The 17,305-nt window shown below is 43.4% G+C and carries 13 protein-coding genes; 4 read left to right on the top strand and 9 right to left on the bottom strand.

The window, feature by feature from the left end; genetic code table 11:
- Positions 1-5 precede the first annotated feature (5 nt).
- Genes ABLA85_RS00940 through ABLA85_RS00930 form a run of 3 tightly spaced genes read right to left on the bottom strand, consistent with a single transcriptional unit; the run spans position 6 to position 4,833 of the window.
- Positions 6-1,250: a phenylacetate--CoA ligase family protein gene (locus ABLA85_RS00940; protein ID WP_367960545.1), complete on the bottom strand. Its 1,245-nt coding sequence runs from the start codon at positions 1,248-1,250 to the stop codon at positions 6-8.
- Positions 1,251-1,265: 15 nt separating this feature from the next.
- The gene (locus ABLA85_RS00935) at positions 1,266-3,701 is read right to left on the bottom strand and encodes an acyl-CoA reductase (RefSeq protein WP_367960543.1); all 2,436 of its coding nucleotides are present in this window, start codon (positions 3,699-3,701) and stop codon (positions 1,266-1,268) included.
- A 1-nt stretch (position 3,702) separates the two neighbouring features.
- Entirely contained in the window at positions 3,703-4,833 is a 1,131-nt protein-coding gene (locus tag ABLA85_RS00930) for an acyl-protein synthase (RefSeq protein WP_367960542.1), read from the bottom strand.
- 959 nt (positions 4,834-5,792) lie between these two features.
- Here ABLA85_RS00930 and ABLA85_RS00925 point away from each other — a divergent pair.
- The gene (locus ABLA85_RS00925) at positions 5,793-6,431 is read left to right on the top strand and encodes a CatB-related O-acetyltransferase (RefSeq protein WP_367960540.1); all 639 of its coding nucleotides are present in this window, start codon (positions 5,793-5,795) and stop codon (positions 6,429-6,431) included.
- An 85-nt stretch (positions 6,432-6,516) separates the two neighbouring features.
- On the opposite strand, the gene ABLA85_RS00920 is transcribed toward ABLA85_RS00925, so the two are convergent.
- Positions 6,517-7,719: an NAD(P)/FAD-dependent oxidoreductase gene (locus tag ABLA85_RS00920; RefSeq protein ID WP_367960538.1), complete on the bottom strand. Its 1,203-nt coding sequence runs from the start codon at positions 7,717-7,719 to the stop codon at positions 6,517-6,519.
- A 333-nt stretch (positions 7,720-8,052) separates the two neighbouring features.
- Between ABLA85_RS00920 and pitA the strand changes: the two genes are divergently transcribed.
- Positions 8,053-9,543, top strand: a complete 1,491-nt coding sequence (gene pitA, locus ABLA85_RS00915; protein WP_367960536.1) for an inorganic phosphate transporter PitA — start codon at positions 8,053-8,055, stop codon at positions 9,541-9,543.
- A gap of 87 nt (positions 9,544-9,630) precedes the next feature.
- Here pitA and uspB read toward each other — a convergent pair whose 3' ends face one another.
- Complete coding sequence (gene uspB / locus ABLA85_RS00910; protein WP_367960534.1) at positions 9,631-9,963, bottom strand: universal stress protein UspB; 333 nt, start codon at positions 9,961-9,963, stop codon at positions 9,631-9,633.
- A 343-nt stretch (positions 9,964-10,306) separates the two neighbouring features.
- Between uspB and uspA the strand changes: the two genes are divergently transcribed.
- Together uspA and gdhA are read left to right on the top strand one after the other, a co-directional pair.
- A complete protein-coding gene (uspA, locus tag ABLA85_RS00905; RefSeq protein ID WP_367960533.1) occupies positions 10,307-10,738 on the top strand; it encodes a universal stress protein UspA in 432 nt (143 codons plus the stop codon).
- Between the two features lie 272 nt (positions 10,739-11,010).
- Positions 11,011-12,354: an NADP-specific glutamate dehydrogenase gene (gene gdhA / locus ABLA85_RS00900; protein ID WP_367960531.1), complete on the top strand. Its 1,344-nt coding sequence runs from the start codon at positions 11,011-11,013 to the stop codon at positions 12,352-12,354.
- 84 nt (positions 12,355-12,438) lie between these two features.
- Here gdhA and ABLA85_RS00895 read toward each other — a convergent pair whose 3' ends face one another.
- From ABLA85_RS00895 to prlC, 4 genes are all read right to left on the bottom strand, one after another.
- Positions 12,439-13,044, bottom strand: coding sequence for an ATP-binding cassette domain-containing protein (locus ABLA85_RS00895; protein WP_367960529.1), 606 nt, complete (start codon positions 13,042-13,044; stop codon positions 12,439-12,441).
- A 74-nt stretch (positions 13,045-13,118) separates the two neighbouring features.
- Positions 13,119-14,021: an HlyD family secretion protein gene (locus ABLA85_RS00890; protein WP_367960527.1), complete on the bottom strand. Its 903-nt coding sequence runs from the start codon at positions 14,019-14,021 to the stop codon at positions 13,119-13,121.
- Between the two features lie 387 nt (positions 14,022-14,408).
- Entirely contained in the window at positions 14,409-15,152 is a 744-nt protein-coding gene (gene rsmJ, locus ABLA85_RS00885) for a 16S rRNA (guanine(1516)-N(2))-methyltransferase RsmJ (RefSeq protein ID WP_367960524.1), read from the bottom strand.
- A 17-nt stretch (positions 15,153-15,169) separates the two neighbouring features.
- Entirely contained in the window at positions 15,170-17,212 is a 2,043-nt protein-coding gene (prlC, locus tag ABLA85_RS00880) for an oligopeptidase A (RefSeq protein WP_367960523.1), read from the bottom strand.
- Positions 17,213-17,305 lie beyond the last annotated feature (93 nt).

Below are 17,305 nucleotides of genomic sequence, written 5' to 3'. Positions count from 1 at the left end.
AACCTTCAATGATAATTACGCAGATCCACAACTCGCTGCAATTTACCTGAACGCGGGTGGGTATACATTGCATCGATATTCGTTTGAATGATCTCCAGCATATTTTGGTGGAAGTGAGCGGTGTTCAGTCCGCGGCATGCTGAGAGTATGTTATGGCGGATTTTTTTAATATCGATTGGTTGCGGACTGGCTACTAACAATGTGATTTTGTCTTGTGACGCCTCTTGAGACAGTACCAATTGCCAGGCAATTAACTCTGTTTGTGATGATAACTGGACAGCTAAGTCGTCAGGAAATAGTGAAAGATCACCAATCCTGATCCGATAACCTTGGTTTGCGCGTCCTTGTAGCGCAAACTTACGACATGCCTGTTCTGTCTCACACCAGCAAGCCAAATCACCCGTAGGATAGCGGATCACAGGCATCAGTTTTCTTTGTAAGTTAGTGATAACTAACATACCACGGCGTCCTGGCTCCATGATGGGTTCATGGGTAATCTCATCGATAATTTCTATAATGGTATCTTCGTCGAAAACCCTGTGCTCTCCCGGCTCACATTCTGGGTCGGCAAAGCCGATTAAACCGCCGTCAACACTGGCACAACCAACTGAGCCAAAACGTGCTTGTGGAAAAACCTGACGCATTGCCGTTATTTGTCCTTCAAACAGGCTTTCGCCGCCATACAGAATGGTTTCTACCATCGGTAATGTCTGGCCATTATCTTTCAGATACTGTGCAAAGCGGATGAGCTGGACGGGTACACCCGCCAGCACGTTGATATTGTGGTGCTGAATGTTATATGCCAGCAGCCCATCGTCAACCTTGCAAGTGAAAGGAAATTCCACGACAGGGAATGATGAGTTAGACAGAGCACCATGAATGAATAGCAAACTGGTGTAAAGGTCGCCGGCAAAAAATAGGTTGGCTACCCGATCACCCGGCATCAATTGGCGGGTAATTGCCTTCCCAAATGAATGAATAAATGCTTTCCACTCTTGTTGACTGAAAACTGATAGCCGGCCATCACTGGTTGACCCCCCCGTTTTAAACACATGTCCGTCTTCTAATGGAGCAGTAAGTACTGGCCAAGTTTGTAAATTATCTGAATGGGCCCAGTAACTACCGGGCTTGACCAGTGGCAAATCTTGCAGCGTCCAATTATCCGGGACGGATTCGTAAAGAGTCCGGTAATAAACAGAATGCTCACGTACATGATTAAACAGATCAATTAACATTATGCTTTTATTCATATTCGTTTCACCTAATCAGAACTTACGCAAGTCAATGAACAATGGTGCTTTTCCACTATTGATATTCCGACGAAATTCTGTTGCCGGGGAAAATATAACTTCCAGATTCAGCATCCCTCCTTCAACCACTTCCTTTATTTTTACATTCTCTTTCAGACCTAATAAGTGCTCGCGAACTGCGACAACATCAGGGTTCTCAATTAAGAGTTGAATACTGTTGATCCCTTCATCATTATGATCGATGAGCCATTGCACCGGGGCTTCCAGTTGTTCGGATAATTCAGTCAGATTGATAAAAATACTGCCGATACGTAACAGGGAACCATGACGTCCAACAAGCCGGAAACGTGGTGTCAACTGACCACAAGTACAAGGTTCAGCGATCCAGTATCCGAGATCGCCCAAATCGTAGCGCTGAACAGATTGTGCCTCGCGGTGCCGGGAAGTGAATATCAGACGCCCCGTTTTTCCCTCAGTTACTGGATTATCATCATGAATATTCAGTATTTCTAACCACTGGTTATCAGCCATTAAATGGAAAACACCGTCTTCACTGGCTGCACATCCATGACCTAATGGGCCTGCATCTACTGACCCGTAGACTGCGGAACGTATCAGGGTAATGCCGAACTCATTCAGGAAAGTCTTCTGTTTGACATTCAGTTGTTCTCCACCTAAAAACAGTTTGCGTACGCCACCATATTCACGCAGTTTGTTAGTTTCACTCAGGAACAATCGGTGTATCGTACTTGGCATGCCTACCAGGGTATTAATGCGTTGCTGCACAATTAAATCAGCTATTTCACTGAAATCATCGTCAGTCGGGCCACCCATCGGATATTGAGTGACACCTAGCTTATCCAGAACAGTGAAGAAGCTCATCATTCCACCGTACAGTTTTCCTCCATATAACAGGTTCATGACCCGGTCTGTAGCAGGTTCAAGGCCACAGGCAAACAGGCCGTCGGCTGCTGATTGCATTTGTTTGTGATAATCAGAGTAACTATAAGCGGCCAGCTTAGGTACTCCGCTGCTACCGCCACTGCGGAAAAACAGGCGGCCTTTTTCATTTGGTGTTAATGCCTGAAAATCTGCCTTATTCAAGACAGGCAGGTTATCCAGACCGGGCGGGCGAGGTGGTGGAATATCAAGGTGAGCAGAACCAGCCAAGATATCCGCTGGCAGGCTGACAGAAACTCGTTTGGCGAGGCGTGCCAGTGCATAAACGCCATCGTGCGGCTCACCGCTATAACCGCCGTGCATCTGACCCACAGGGGCAATACGGCTAACTCCCGCAGCAAACAAGGTATGGCTCATTTCTGCAATATGTTCCTGACGGGCAATCAGAGCACAGCTCTGAAGATGGTTACGCCAGGGACGCAGAATGGAACATAGCTGCTGACGAGGTGCCGGACGTAATTGCAATGTGCGGAACAGAGGAGACGCTGCCAGTTCCTGCTCGTGTCGCCAGATTATCCGCCATCCATCAGATTGCCAGAGCTTGCCTCGTACTTGGGTGAATGCGAAATCAAGGCGCTGAAAAGCTACCTGAGTTGTAATTTCAGCCGATTCCTGAACGTCAGTCTGTAATACCGGATATAATCCAGAACGACGTTCAAGTGCTGCTGCCATACGTTGTCCGATATCCTGCAAAACTTCCGGATCATCACTATCGACCAGCAAACATTGTGGACTGGAACAGGCTTGTTGGTCATAACAGCAAATATCATCTGCCAGTGCATCTAATTGGGCATTATTCACGGCATCAGGGCTCAGCCAAGCAAAACTGATACGATGTCCCCAATCAATCCAGCGGCAACCTGCCGGCAATTGGGTACGAATGGCTGATAGTGCAGAATCTCCTCCCCAAGCGGAAACAGCGTCGGCCTGACTCAGTAGTTCTCCCAATTGTGTAACAGGTAATGACAAAACCGCAATCCGGTCTGCCAGATTGCCGGAAATATCGTGAGCCAGAAATGCATCCAGAAGCAGTGTACTAAATCCATTATCACTGCTGCTTGGTCGTAACCAGTTGATATTGCCGACTAACAAACTTTCCAGCACTGCCATAAAAGGAAGAAGTTGCGCATTGGAAGGAGTGATATGGACGACTAACCCCAGAGGTTTCCAGGCTTCATAGCGATTCTGGTTATAATCGAATCTGCGCAGGGAAAAAGCATCCTGCCCCAGTTCTCGCGCCAATTTAGTGTGTAAAGCTTCACGTTGACAGAAGGCAATAAGTGCCTCACGCGTTTTAGCATCAAAAAAGGGGTGATCATCCATCTTGGCAAGGTGATTGGCGAAGCGTTGGGCGCACTCAAGTACCTGTTCGGCACTATGAGGTTGTGCGAGCAATTCTGGTAAACGTGCCTGTAATTTTGCGATTTTTTGTTTTGCTAACTGCCCCTGTTCAACAGCAAGCTGATCATTAATTGTTTCAATGGAAGACATTTCAAGAACCCTTAATCAATTCAGAAGCGGCAATCGCACAACTACGACTTTTGCTAGTACCTGCACGGCCAAGCAGTTCAAACCAATCTGTGTTCAGTTCACAACCACAACTATCACCGGGATGCAGTACAGCCAGATCGCTCATGACGATGCTGTGAGCCGGGCTGGAAGTGATATAAGGTGAGATGAAATGTAGAAAACCGGGTTCACCATAAGGTTGCCGTGATATGTTGGCTGTATGGCGTATATAAACCCGCGAGTAGACTGGAACGTGAAAACGATGGTGAGAACATTCCATGTAAGGCACAGGATGTTCAACTGAACCGTAACCATCACGACAACGTATATCAGGGATACCCAGTTGTTCTACCAGGCGTTGATATAACTCCAGTTTAGGAATTGCTTTGTCAGCATGTGTTTTCCAGCCGCCGCCGAGGGAGACCAGCGAATCTGGATGTAATTTCAGCGCGGGTAATCCCATCTCTTGCATTCTTTGTAGGGTAAACCACAGGAAAGCAGGAAAGCCAAAAATACGCACGGGCAGCCCTTCTTCGGCAAATTCCTGAAGAGCTCTGATTGTCCCGAAGGGATCGAATTCATTACTCTTACCGTTATGACGCAAAGCATAATAAACCCGGTTTACAGGTGCATACTTACACAAAAACTGGTCGGTATAAGCGGTTCCTAACGTAATAGAGCCAGCAGGTTCATAGCTGAGCAGCAGGTAGTTACACGGTTGCTCAGGAGTATTCCAATCATAATAATTGAAAATGCGATCCACCATATCCTGAGCCGCTGTGATACTCCTGTTATCATAGTGCATACGGCTTTTTTGCCCGGTTGTACCTGATGATGTCAATTCCAGCACATCCTTTGTGCTATTGCTGACTATTAGGTTACGTTTAAAATAATTGGCAAATAGTGGTGGCAGGCTTGACCAGTCTTCCAGCTCCATGACAGCTTGTTTATCCAAACCATTATTTGCCAGCCACTGCTCATAACCGGAAGTATGTTCACAGTGGTATAACGTTAATTCACGCATCGCATCATTAAATAATGCATCATATTCGGCACAAACATGATAAGGGTGTGCTAAGGCACATAGTGCTTTAACATGGGTTAAATTTTGCATATTTAAGACTCATTCTTTTTGAACAAAATAATTTTGGGATTCACTTCCCAGTAAAAATTAATAATTTTTTGTTCATATTTTGGCTGTAATAATTTTTAATAGGCTTATTTCATGATCGAATGTCAATAAACCATTCGATTTAATAATTAATCCCTGAGCCTTGGTTGCAGAATGATGTTATATTGGAAGGTACTGACAGCTATTAAAATTATTTTAAAAACTATATTAAATGGATAATTGACTAGAAAAATGCACTATCTCTAGTTTTATAGTTTGCTGTTAGTCCTAAGTTGGAGCGCATTATTCCAAACTGGAATATAATAATCAATCGATTTTTCTAATGTTTTTCGTGTATTGAAAGATAATATTATATCATTATTTAAGATGCCTATTTCATTAATTATTTTTTTGTGTCATCTAAAAACTTAAATGAAATAATATGTTATTTTCCTGGATGGATATTAATTTAAATTTTGCTGTTTATTCATAACCTAAATTAGCTATTAATATCCCCTTAATAATTATTTTTACTTCATCAGTAACAATTTTTTGGCATCGTAAGCGTGGTATTAATATATTCGGCAATAACTAAACATTGTCATAACATACATAGCAATTCTCATTGATATACTATTTATTTGGTATATTCATCGTCTTTCAATTTGCAGTCAACAAAGAGGAAAATTGAAAGACGACGGGTAAGCCCTGTTAACTTTCAACTACCAGTCTTGTCAGGGCAGCTTAGGTGTTGGAAGATATGGCTACAAATAGAGAGTTCCGTGATATGCTGCAACAGCAATTCATACTGAACAGGCTGTTAAATTAGCACTAAAAGATAACAATGAATATCCCATTACTGAAACAACCTCGAATCACACAGAGTGATGTATTTTGAACGCGGATACATCACCATAGGCAGCGTTCTATGGTAATAATCAATTTTTAAGATGAGATTTACCATGCGAAAAAAACATTGGTCAACATATCAACTTCTTCATGATGTTATAAAAAATCCGAACATACACATTAAAGGTACTCATAGCTATTACAGCGATTGTTGGGACAGGGGTTTTGAAGAATCTGTTGTCCGTTATTTGCAAGGCGATGAAGGTAGCCGACATTGGGTCTCCAAATGGGATATAGACAAGTTATACATTGGTGACTATGTGTGTATTGGTGCCGAAGTGGTTATTTTAATGGGAGGAAACCATACACATCGCTCTGACTGGTTTTGCCTTTATCCTTTTTTAGAATTTATCGATGAAGCCTATATTGGCAAAGGGGATACCTATATTCATGATGGCGTGTGGATAGGAATGCAGGCAATGATCATGCCAGGCGTCACAATTGGTGAAGGCGCTATCATTGCAGCAAACAGCGTTGTCACTTGTGATATTCCACCCTATAGCATTGTGGGAGGGAACCCTGCTAAACATATTAGATATCGTTTTGCTGAAGATGTTATTAATGAGCTTTTTGCTATGAACGTTTATGATTGGTCACCAGCCAAATTTGACGCGATGAAGCGCTTTTTATGTGCTTCAGATATTGATGCATTGAAAAAGGCGGTTACGTTATATGATATGTCGAACGTGTGACCTCAAATAATCGTATTATCTAGTTTAGACAGTTGCCAATTGGCAACTGTTTTTATGTTTTATAAGCGTTTACTGGAGTTAAACTTTATTGTCTCTCACACATGATTAAAGCTTGCGCACAAGCCCATGCAGAACTCCATGCCCATTGGAAGTTATATCCGCCAAGCCAGCCGGTAATATCGACAACTTCACCAATAAAATACAATCCTTTGACTTTATGGGATTCCATTGTTTTCGATGACAGCTCATTGGTATCCACACCGCCAAGAGTAACTTCTGCTGTACGATATCCTTCTGTACCGTTTGGTTGTACTTGCCAACATTGCAGGGTGGTGATCAGCTCTTTTTTTTGTGTCAGGTTAAGTTGTTTCAGAGAGCGTTCCGGTAGTTGATCAAGAGACTGCAAACATTCCACCAGACGTTTGGGTAGCAGTTTGGCAAGAGTATTTTTCAAACTTTGATTAGGATGAGATTCCCGCTCCTTATCGAGAAAGGTATCTAAGTCTATATCAGGAAGTAAGTTAATACTTACATACTCACCGGGTTGCCAATAGCTGGAGATCTGTAAAATCGCGGGGCCGGAAAGCCCACGATGCGTAAACAGGATATTTTCTCTGAATACGGTGCCATCTTTTGCGGTGACAACCGAAGGAGCCGCAACACCGGAGAGGGCTTGCAGTTGTTCCAGCAAGGGCTTATGCAAGGTAAAAGGCACTAATGCCGCACGAGTAGGCAGGATATTAAGACCGAACTGTCCCGCGATGCGATAACCTAAAGGGGATGCTCCCAATCCAGGCATGGACAGTCCACCAGATGCCACAACAAGTGAGTGCGTACTTACCTTTTTCCCCGATGCGATAACTTCAAATCCCTGTGTATGTTTCTCGATTTGTGTCACTTCGCTGCGTAGCCGGATTGTCACCTGACCTGCTTCACACTCTTGCAAAAGCAGATCGACAATTTGTTGAGCTGAGTCGTCACAAAAAAGCTGTCCCAATGTTTTTTCGTGATAGGCAATCTCATGACGTTGAACCAAGTCAATAAAATCCCACTGTGTATAGCGAGCAAGTGCTGACTTACAAAAATGTGGATTGGCAGAAAGATAGGCAGCAGGTTCAGTATACATATTGGTGAAGTTACAGCGCCCGCCTCCAGACATCAAAATTTTGCGGCCTGCTTTTTTACCGTTATCCAGTACCAGAACGTTCAATCCTGCCTGCCCTGCTTGTGCGGCACAAAACAAGCCTGCCGCGCCAGCACCAATAATCACTACATCAAATTTTTCCATTCGTTTGTTGTCTCTATTTTACTGAATTATCTTGCTGAATGACTTTCTTGCCAGATCACTTGGCAGGAAATAAACTTCATTGTGGAGAGACTATCTGCAAAATGCAGAGAAAAATCAGCATTTGTTTGAACTTTTATCGTGACAAGTCATTTTTCATCAAAAAAATATCAAAACATAGAAAATATATAATGTATTGATATTTATTATAAAAATGATTAATTCGCTGTCGGTTTCTTGTCATTAAATCAAAAAAAGGTCATATTTCTCTTTTCCCGCCAGCGTTTGTCACTGATAATGCGCCGCGTTCATGTCCTACTAACTGGCTTAACGTTTATGCTATATCTGTTTACTGGCCTGGATTTTTATACCGGCCTTATGTTAGTACTTGCTCTGTTGTTTGTGCTTTTCTATGAAGCCATCAATGGGTTTCATGATACCGCAAATGCAGTAGCAACTGTTATTTATACCCGCGCTATGCGTTCGCAATTTGCCGTTGTCATGGCAGGGGTTTTTAACTTTTTTGGTGTCCTCCTTGGTGGATTAAGTGTCGCTTACGCGATTGTGCATCTATTACCTACAGATCTTCTGCTGAATGTCAGCTCAAGCCATGGCTTGGCGATGGTTTTCTCCATGTTGTTGGCAGCAATTATCTGGAATCTGGGTACATGGTATTTCGGTATTCCTGCATCCAGCTCTCATACGTTGATTGGTTCCATTATCGGTATTGGCCTGACCAATGCGATAGTGACCAGCTCTTCTGTCGTTGAAGCGCTTAATATTCCAAAGATGATACAGATTTTCATGTCGTTGATTCTGTCTCCTCTGGTTGGTTTGGTGATTGCGGGAGCGATGGTCTTTTTACTGCGCCGTTACTGGAGCGGGACTAAAAAGCGTCGACGTATCCACATGACTCCGGCTGAACGTGAAAAACAGGATGGTAAACGTAAACCACCATTCTGGACACGGACTGCACTGATCCTTTCTGCTGTTGGTGTGAGTTTTTCTCATGGTGCAAATGATGGGCAGAAGGGTATCGGTCTGATCATGCTGGTCTTGATTGGTGTCGCGCCTGCTGGCTTTGTTGTCAATATGAACTCAACCAGCTATGACATTGCCCGCACTCATGATGCAGTTGTTCATTTACACCAGTATTATGAACAGCATGCTCCTGCGCTTTCTCATGCGATTGAGCTGACACCGGCTGTATCTGCGGTTGAAGACCAACTGGACATGACTTTCCACTGTGATAGTTCACGTGCGTTGGTGGTGCTGGATAACGCGGAAACGATGTTGGGAAGCATCCAGAACTTCAATCAGTTGACCCCAGACCAACGTAACAATATGCGTCGTATGCTGATGTGTATTGCTGATACTGCGGGAGCCGTAGCCAAACTGCCTGAAACCAGTATGGAAGATGCACGTTTCCTGCATAAGTTGCGTAAAGATTTGCTGAATACCGTTGAATATGCGCCAATGTGGATCATTATCGCTGTGGCTCTTGCCCTGTCTCTGGGGACAATGGTTGGTTGGAAACGGGTTGCTGTCACTATTGGTGAGAAGATCGGTAAAAAAGGCATGACATATGCTCAGGGAGTTTCAGCTCAGGTTACAGCAGCCGTGTCGATTGGGGTTGCCAGTTATACGGGGATGCCTGTATCGACAACGCAAGTTCTTTCTTCTGCGGTAGCAGGTACAATGCTGGTTGATGGTGGTGGTGTTCAAAGTAAGACCATCAAAAATATCATGCTGGCGTGGGTACTGACATTGCCTATTTCAATTGTACTGTCAGGCTGTTTGTATTGGATTGCTCTGCAACTGATCTAATTGTTTTTAGGAAAAAGGTTGAGTCACATTCAGCGGCCCAACCTTTTTTATTACACTTTTCACATTCGCTTTCCTTTGCCATTGCTATCAAGCTATCACTATTACTATCAGACACAGTAAAACAATTCCACATAACACACTCGTCAATATAAATTGTTTCCGCAGCCTTTCGCAGAAAAAGATAACATCGGTATTGTGATGGTTAAGGTAGCTTTGAGAATTGATGTAGTGTACCAGCCGAATATGTTTACCAAACTGACCATTAGCAGTAAAAAAACCATTACCATCAATAGATTGGTATAGCATTGGATCTGCCTGACGCAAAATAGATAATAATACGCGGAGCGAAGAGGCATAGCGTAATATATTGATAATACAGATAATGCAAATTGCCCAAAAGAATGCAACCATACTGAACATATTTCCCCCTCCTTAGAGCGGCAATGAAATACCAGATAAAGAATTCATCTCAAAAGATAGTAATATGAATAATCACTGTATTAAATTTTAGGAGGAAATAGAGTATTAGAAAAGTCAAACGACAGTGAAAAATGGGCTCATAACAAGGAGTGTAATGCTGAAAAGGTATTTAATATTACGGCAGTGTTATAAGCAGATGTCTGTATTTTCAAATGGTTAAAAAAATAAAGTAACAAGTTGTGATCACAACAACACTCGAAAGAGACCTCAAGCAGTTATAGTATAAGCATAGAATCATGGCGCTTAATGCCGCCAATCCATTTGATGGAAGGAGTTCACTTATATGGCTTACAAACATATCCTTGTTGCAGTTGATCTATCTCCAGAAAGCAGGCTCTTGGTGGATAAAGCGGTTTCATTGGCAAAACCATACAATGCCAAAGTCTCCTTGATCCATGTTGATGTCAACTACTCTGATCTTTATACCGGTCTAATTGACGTGAATCTTGGTGATATGCAAGAGCGTATTGCTGATGAAACCCGTAATTCTCTGAAAGAGTTATCTGCCAATTCAAGCTATGAAATTCAGGAAACGCTGAGTGGCAGCGGTGATTTAGGACAAGTTCTTGTTGATGCTATCAAGCAATATGATATGGATTTAGTTGTGTGCGGCCATCATCAGGATTTTTGGAGCAAGCTAATGTCTTCCGCACGTCAGCTTATTAACACAGTTCATATTGATATGCTGATTGTTCCATTACGTGATGAAGATTAATCTTCGGTTAAAATTGGATTCTGCGAAATCGCCTGCTTGTGCAGGCGATTTTTTTGGCTTAAGAAAAGATGATGACTCTTTTAATGACACTTTTTTGGAAATTGTCTGAATTATTTTTAACAAAACCTATAAAAATAGTTATTGAAATTCAATCATAAAACAGTGGTATATTCAGAAAGAAAACCGTAGTTACCTCACATTTTCGACAAAAAATAAAAAGGAAAATGGCAGGGGGAGCATCACATCTGAATGATATATAAAGGAAGCTATAAATGAATGTTTCATCATCTTTAGTCTCATTTCTCGAATCAATCCAATGTCACAATCCACATCAACCAGAATATTTACAAGCGGTAAGAGAAGTGACGTCATCACTTTGGCCTTTTCTTGAAAGAAATCCGCAATATCGTGAGCAAGGTTTGCTGGAGCGTCTGGTTGAACCGGAAAGAGTCATTCAATTCCGCGTTAGCTGGGTTGATGATCAGGGAAGAGTTCAGGTGAATCGCGCATGGCGAGTACAGTTTAACTCTGCCATTGGGCCATTTAAAGGAGGGATGCGTTTTCATCCTTCCGTTAATCTCTCAATCCTTAAATTTTTGGGTTTTGAGCAAACGTTGAAAAACGCGCTGACAACATTGCCAATGGGAGGTGGAAAAGGTGGTTCTGATTTCGATCCGAAAGGAAAAAGTCAGGGTGAAATCATGCGATTTTGTCAGGCATTGATGACAGAATTGTACCGCCATCTAGGGCCTGATACTGATGTACCTGCCGGTGATATTGGTGTTGGTGGCCGGGAAGTTGCCTTTATGGCGGGGATGATGAAGAAATTATCCAACAATACCGCTTGCGTTTTCACTGGTAAGGAACTTTCTTTTGGTGGCAGTTTGATTCGTCCTGAAGCAACGGGTTATGGCCTGGTTTATTTCACTCATGCCATGCTTAAACGTCATGGTATGGAGCTGGATGGGATGCGGGTGTCCGTTTCTGGCGCGGGAAATGTTGCTCAATACACTATCGAAAAATGTATGGAGCAGGGCGCTAAAGTGGTTACAGTATCTGATTCTGGCGGTACTGTGTTGGATGAAGAAGGTTTCACCCCAGAGAAACTGGTTCATCTCGAAGAGATTAAAAATAAGCGTTATGGTCGTGTCGAAGATTATGCCAAAGAGCGTGGTTTGACTTTCCTTAAAGGGCAAAATCCGTGGTCGGTGCCTGTCGATATAGCTCTACCTTGCGCTACCCAGAATGAATTGGATCTGGAAGATGCGAAGTTACTGATTAAGAATGGTGTAAAAGCGGTTGCAGAAGGGGCAAATATGCCAGCAACTATTGCAGCGACGGATGTTTTCCTTGCGGCGGGCGTTTTGTTTGCACCGGGTAAAGCGGCCAATGCGGGAGGCGTAGCGACTTCTGGTCTGGAAATGGCGCAGAACGCAGCACGTCTGAGTTGGAAAGCAGAGAAAGTGGATATCCGCTTACACCATATTATGCTCGATATTCACCAGGCCTGCGTAGAATATGGTGGAGAAAACAAGCAAACCAACTACGTACAGGGAGCGAATATAGCTGGCTTTGTTAAAGTCGCTGATGCAATGCTGGCGCAGGGGGTATTGTAATCCAGTGAGCTTATCAGTGACCAATAGGTGATTTTTTGATGAATAAACCCCATGTTTCCATGGGGCTTAGAATCAAAAATACAATCAGAACAAAACAGTGCTGGAGATGTCAAATTCCGTAAAAGCGTTGTTTTTTAGATTATATATCCTATCCGCGACGGCAATCGTTTCTGGCCGATGGGCTACAAAAATGCGGGTAATGGACATTTGCTTTAAGGCTTCGTTTATCTTTCGTTCGTTAAAAACGTCTAGGTCGCTGGTAGCCTCATCAAGTAAGAGGATCCGCGGGCGTTTATAAAGCGCTCTTGCAAGAGATACGCGTTGCTTTTGTCCTCCTGAAAGAATACTTCCCATATCACCTATCATTGTTTCGTATTGCATCGGCATCGCCATAATCTCGTCGTGTATTGCTGCTGCTTTAGCACATTGATACATCCATTCAAGATCGGGCAGAGGGTCAAAGGAGGAAATATTATCCATCAAGGAAGCAGCAAAAAGTTTGTCATCCTGCATCACAAATGCTGTGTGTCGACGATATTCGTCAATACCAATCTGCCGTAAGCTAGTACCATCAACTAATACATCCCCTGACTGAGGAATAGCTAAACCAGCTATTATTCTGAGAAGCGTTGATTTACCACAACCTGACGGGCCTATGATCGCTACATTCTCGCCGGCATTAATCTCCATGTCGATACCTTTAAAAATGAAGGGTTCAGCTTCTCCATAACGATAGGTGAGATTATTGAGTGTTATCCGACCTGTTACGTTATTATGAGTACAGCGATTTGTTGTCCTGCCTTTACCCTCTCACCCTTATGGATGGTTACGCTGGTTATCATTCCATCAAGTGGTGCAGTAATTAAGTACTCTCTTTTTCTTTCTGTCATCAGGATCTGTTGCTCTATGCCGGCAATTTCAGTTGTGATTGATTTCTTCGCGGAGTCTAATTCTCTGTCGATAGTAGATATTTTCTTTTTCAAATCCAGCAACTCTCCTTGCAAGGTAATTATCTTGACCCTTGCAGATGAGAGATTCACAGTAGCGGAGTAATAATCTTTCTTCCTGTCTATAAATTCAGTGTCAAGTGCAAGACCTTTTTCCCTCAATTGTGCATATAAGCTAGATTTTTTTTCTAACCATTTCTTCTGCTCCTCCGAAGTTTTTATAAGAATATTTAGGTTTTCTATTTCTTGTTCTTTATTTTTTATTTTTTCCATGAGATAAATTTTATTTTCATCAGCTTCTCTGGTAGTACTATTAAGTTTTTTCAAAAGTACATTCTGTTGATTTCTTAAACGTACTTCTATTTCAAAGTTGGTAGCACCAAGATGCGTTTCAATTTCATCACTCACAGAAAAAATGACTTCACCTTGCTTAATTAATTTTTTTTCTAAGGCTGCTGATTGAATAATTACACCATCGTTTTGTGCAATTAATGACACAGCGGGGGGATCATAAACTACAGTGCCTGTGACATTGACCCTTTCGCTATAAGAGCCAAATGTAATTATTGATATAATGAAAACGAAAGTCAGCATACCTGTCAGAAGACAAATGGAGAGACTTGATGGAATGTTCAGATAAGATGTACCAAGCCATCCTTCTCGCTTATGTTGCAGAGCTTCGATACGATAGATTGAATTTTCATTCTTTTCGCGGCTCATCGGAAACAAAAACCTTCTTATTTTTAAAATCGATGATTATTTTTCTGTTTCTAAGGAAACTGTTTCCTATAAGGCCGTCAACTTTTCCCATATGTTGAAACTGCCCGCCAACAATGACTACGCTAAACCAATTGATAACCATTTATATACAGTTGAGTTACAAATAGGTGGTTGATAATCTAATGAGAAGTGATTGGTGGTAATACAGTAAATTGACTTAATATATTGTAATTAAAATATATTTATCCATTCTTAATTGTTGGAATGTGGCTGAGTTTGATGTTTTTGCCGTTATTATCACAAGTTTCAACGGAAAGGCAGCCATGAGCTTTTTTGCTATGGCTGCGTCGTTTTTTCCTTAGTCAGAACAACTAATTAGGTTATTAATCAGCAAGGGTAAATATCAAAACGGTGGTTTTTGGTGGTAATCGCCGCGGATGCCTTAACTTCCGCCAATGGTGCTGCATAATCTGGTCGTTTCACCACAACACGGCGCTTTGCCAGTGCACGGGCCGGTGCCAATAATGCATCGGCATCTTCATCTGCACCTACCAGCGACTGGAATACGCGCATCTCTTTTTTAACCAGTGCGCTTTTTTGTCGGTGTGGATACATCGGATCCAGATAAACCACATCAGGCTGTGGAGAGATATCCGTCAATGCGGTAATGCTTGAGGTGTGGATCAGTGTCATGCGCTCTTTCAGCCAGCCACCAATTTCTTCATCCTGATATCCACGCTGTAGCCCATCCTCTAATAAAGCCGCGACGACAGGATGGCGTTCCAGCATTCTGACATGGCAGCCGATTGCCGCCAGCACAAAGGCATCACGTCCTAGCCCTGCCGTTGCATCAACCACTGTGGGTAAATAGTCTTTCTTGATACCAACTGCTTTGGCAACCGCTTCACCACGCCCGCCACCGAAGCGGCGGCGATGCGCCATCGTACCGGCAACGAAATCTACATAAATCCCGCCTAGCTTAGGTTCGTCGCGCTTGCGCAATTCCAGTCGTTCAGGCGTCAAGACCAAAGCCATAGTGGAATCTTCATCGTGTATCAGACCCCAACGTTCAGCTAATTGAGATAAGGCGCTGTTATCAGCGCCTTGTTCGCAGATTAAACAAATCTTCACGCGAATTTCCACACAAGTTATCCAGTGATACCGACGCTTTTCAGCATTGCATCCAGTTTGGGTTCGCGACCACGGAAGCGAACAAACAGCGTCATTGGATCTTCTGAACCGCCACGGGACAGGATATTGTCAAGGAACGACTGACCGGTTGTACGATTGAAAATCCCTTCTTCAGAGAAGCGGGAATAAGCATCTGCTGCGAGCACATCAGCCCAGAGATAGCTGTAATAACCTGCTGCATAACCACCATTGAAAATATGGCTGAAAGAGTTAGGGAAACGGTTCCACTCTGGTGACGGAACGACAGAGACCTGTTTCTTCACAGATTGTAAGGTTGGCAGGATTTGCGCCCCTTTTGCCGGATCATATTCAGAGTACAGGCGAAAATCAAACAGACCAAACTCCAACTGACGCAGGAGAAACATGGCGGCCTGATAGTTTTTCGCTGCCAGCATATTATCCAGCATCTCTTGTGGCAGAGGTTCTTTAGTCTCATAGTGACCGGAGATAAATGCCAGTGCTTCCGGCTCCCAACACCAGTTTTCCATAAACTGGCTTGGTTGCTCAACCGCATCCCACGGCACACCATTGATACCGGAAACATCCAGTGTTTCAATTTCGGTCAGCATATGGTGCAAGCCATGACCAAACTCATGGAACAGTGTTATCACTTCATCGTGAGTAAACAGAGCCGGTTTATCACCAATTGGTTTATTGAAATTACAGGTCAGGTAAGCAACAGGATTCTGTATTTCACCGGCAGCGTGGCGCATCCTGCCAGCGCAGTCGTCCATCCATGCGCCGCCACGCTTATGCTCACGGGCGTAGAGATCCAGATAGAAACTGCCACGCAATGTCTGCTTTTCATCATACAGTTCAAAGAAGCGAACATCAGGGTGCCAGGTTTCGACATCGTGTCGCTCTTTAGCTGTGATGCCATAAATGCGATGGACAACTTCAAACAATCCTTCAATTACCTGTTGTTCAGGGAAATAAGGACGCAGTTGTTCATCATCAATGGAGAAATGATGTTGTTTCTGTTTTTCGCTGTAGTACGTCAGATCCCATGCTTCCAGCTTATCAACACCAAAATGTGAACGGGCAAAGCCGGTCAGCTCTTCCAGCTCCTTTTTGCCCTGACCATGAGCACGATGAGCCAGATCATTGAGGAAATCGAGCACCTGCTGGGGTGTTTTCGCCATTTTGGTGGCAAGGGAGTGTTCGGCGTAGTTTTTGAAACCTAGCAATTGAGCGAGTTCATGACGTAATGCCAACATTTCCGCCATAATGGCATTATTGTCCCATTTCCCGGCGTCAGGCCCTTGATCAGATGCGCGGGTAGTGTAGGCGTAATACATTTCCTGACGCAGTTCGCGGTTATCAGCATAAGTCATGACAGGAAGATAGCTTGGCATATTCAGCGTCAACAGCCAGCCTTGCTGATCTTTGGCTTCTGCGGCGGCTTTGGCAGCCGCTTTTGCGCTTTCAGGTAAACCCGACAGCTCGCTTTCATCAGTGATGAGCTTCGTCCATCCCATAGTGGCATCCAGCACATTATTGCCGAATTGGGAGCCGAGCTCTGATAGACGGGCGGTGATTTCACCGTAGCGTTTTTGTTTCTCTTCTGGCAAGCCAATGCCTGTTAGCTCAAAATCACGCAGTGTATTTTCAATAGATTTGCGCTGTGGTTGGGAAAGCGATTCAAAAGAATGGCTTTCTTTGAGCGATTTATAAGCCTGATATAGTCCTTTATGTTGCCCAAGCCAAGTACTAAATTCGGAAAGTAGGGGCAGGCTTTGCTCATAGGCTTCGCGAAGCTCCGGGCTATTTTTGACGGCGTTCAGATGCCCGACGGGTGACCACATACGGGAAAGCTTGTCTGATGCTTCAGAAAGTGGTTGGCACAGGTTATCCCAGGTGAAAATTGAGTTCTCGGTTAAAATCTTCTCAACTACTTGACGGTAGTTCGTCAGCGTTTCTTTTACAGCAGGAACCACATGTTTAGGTTCAATCTCAGCGAACTTAGGCAATACTGAAGATATCAGTAACGGATTAGTCATAACGAGAGCCTTTTTTGTCTGTGGGTATAAGCTGTGATCAGCTTGATATCCCATTATGGGTTATTGACGATAGATGGGGATAAGATAGCGTGA

Source organism: Xenorhabdus sp. SGI246 (genome assembly GCF_040838225.1).
GTDB classification, from domain to species: domain Bacteria; phylum Pseudomonadota; class Gammaproteobacteria; order Enterobacterales; family Enterobacteriaceae; genus Xenorhabdus; species Xenorhabdus indica.
This window is presented reverse-complemented; position numbering and strand designations above follow the sequence as displayed.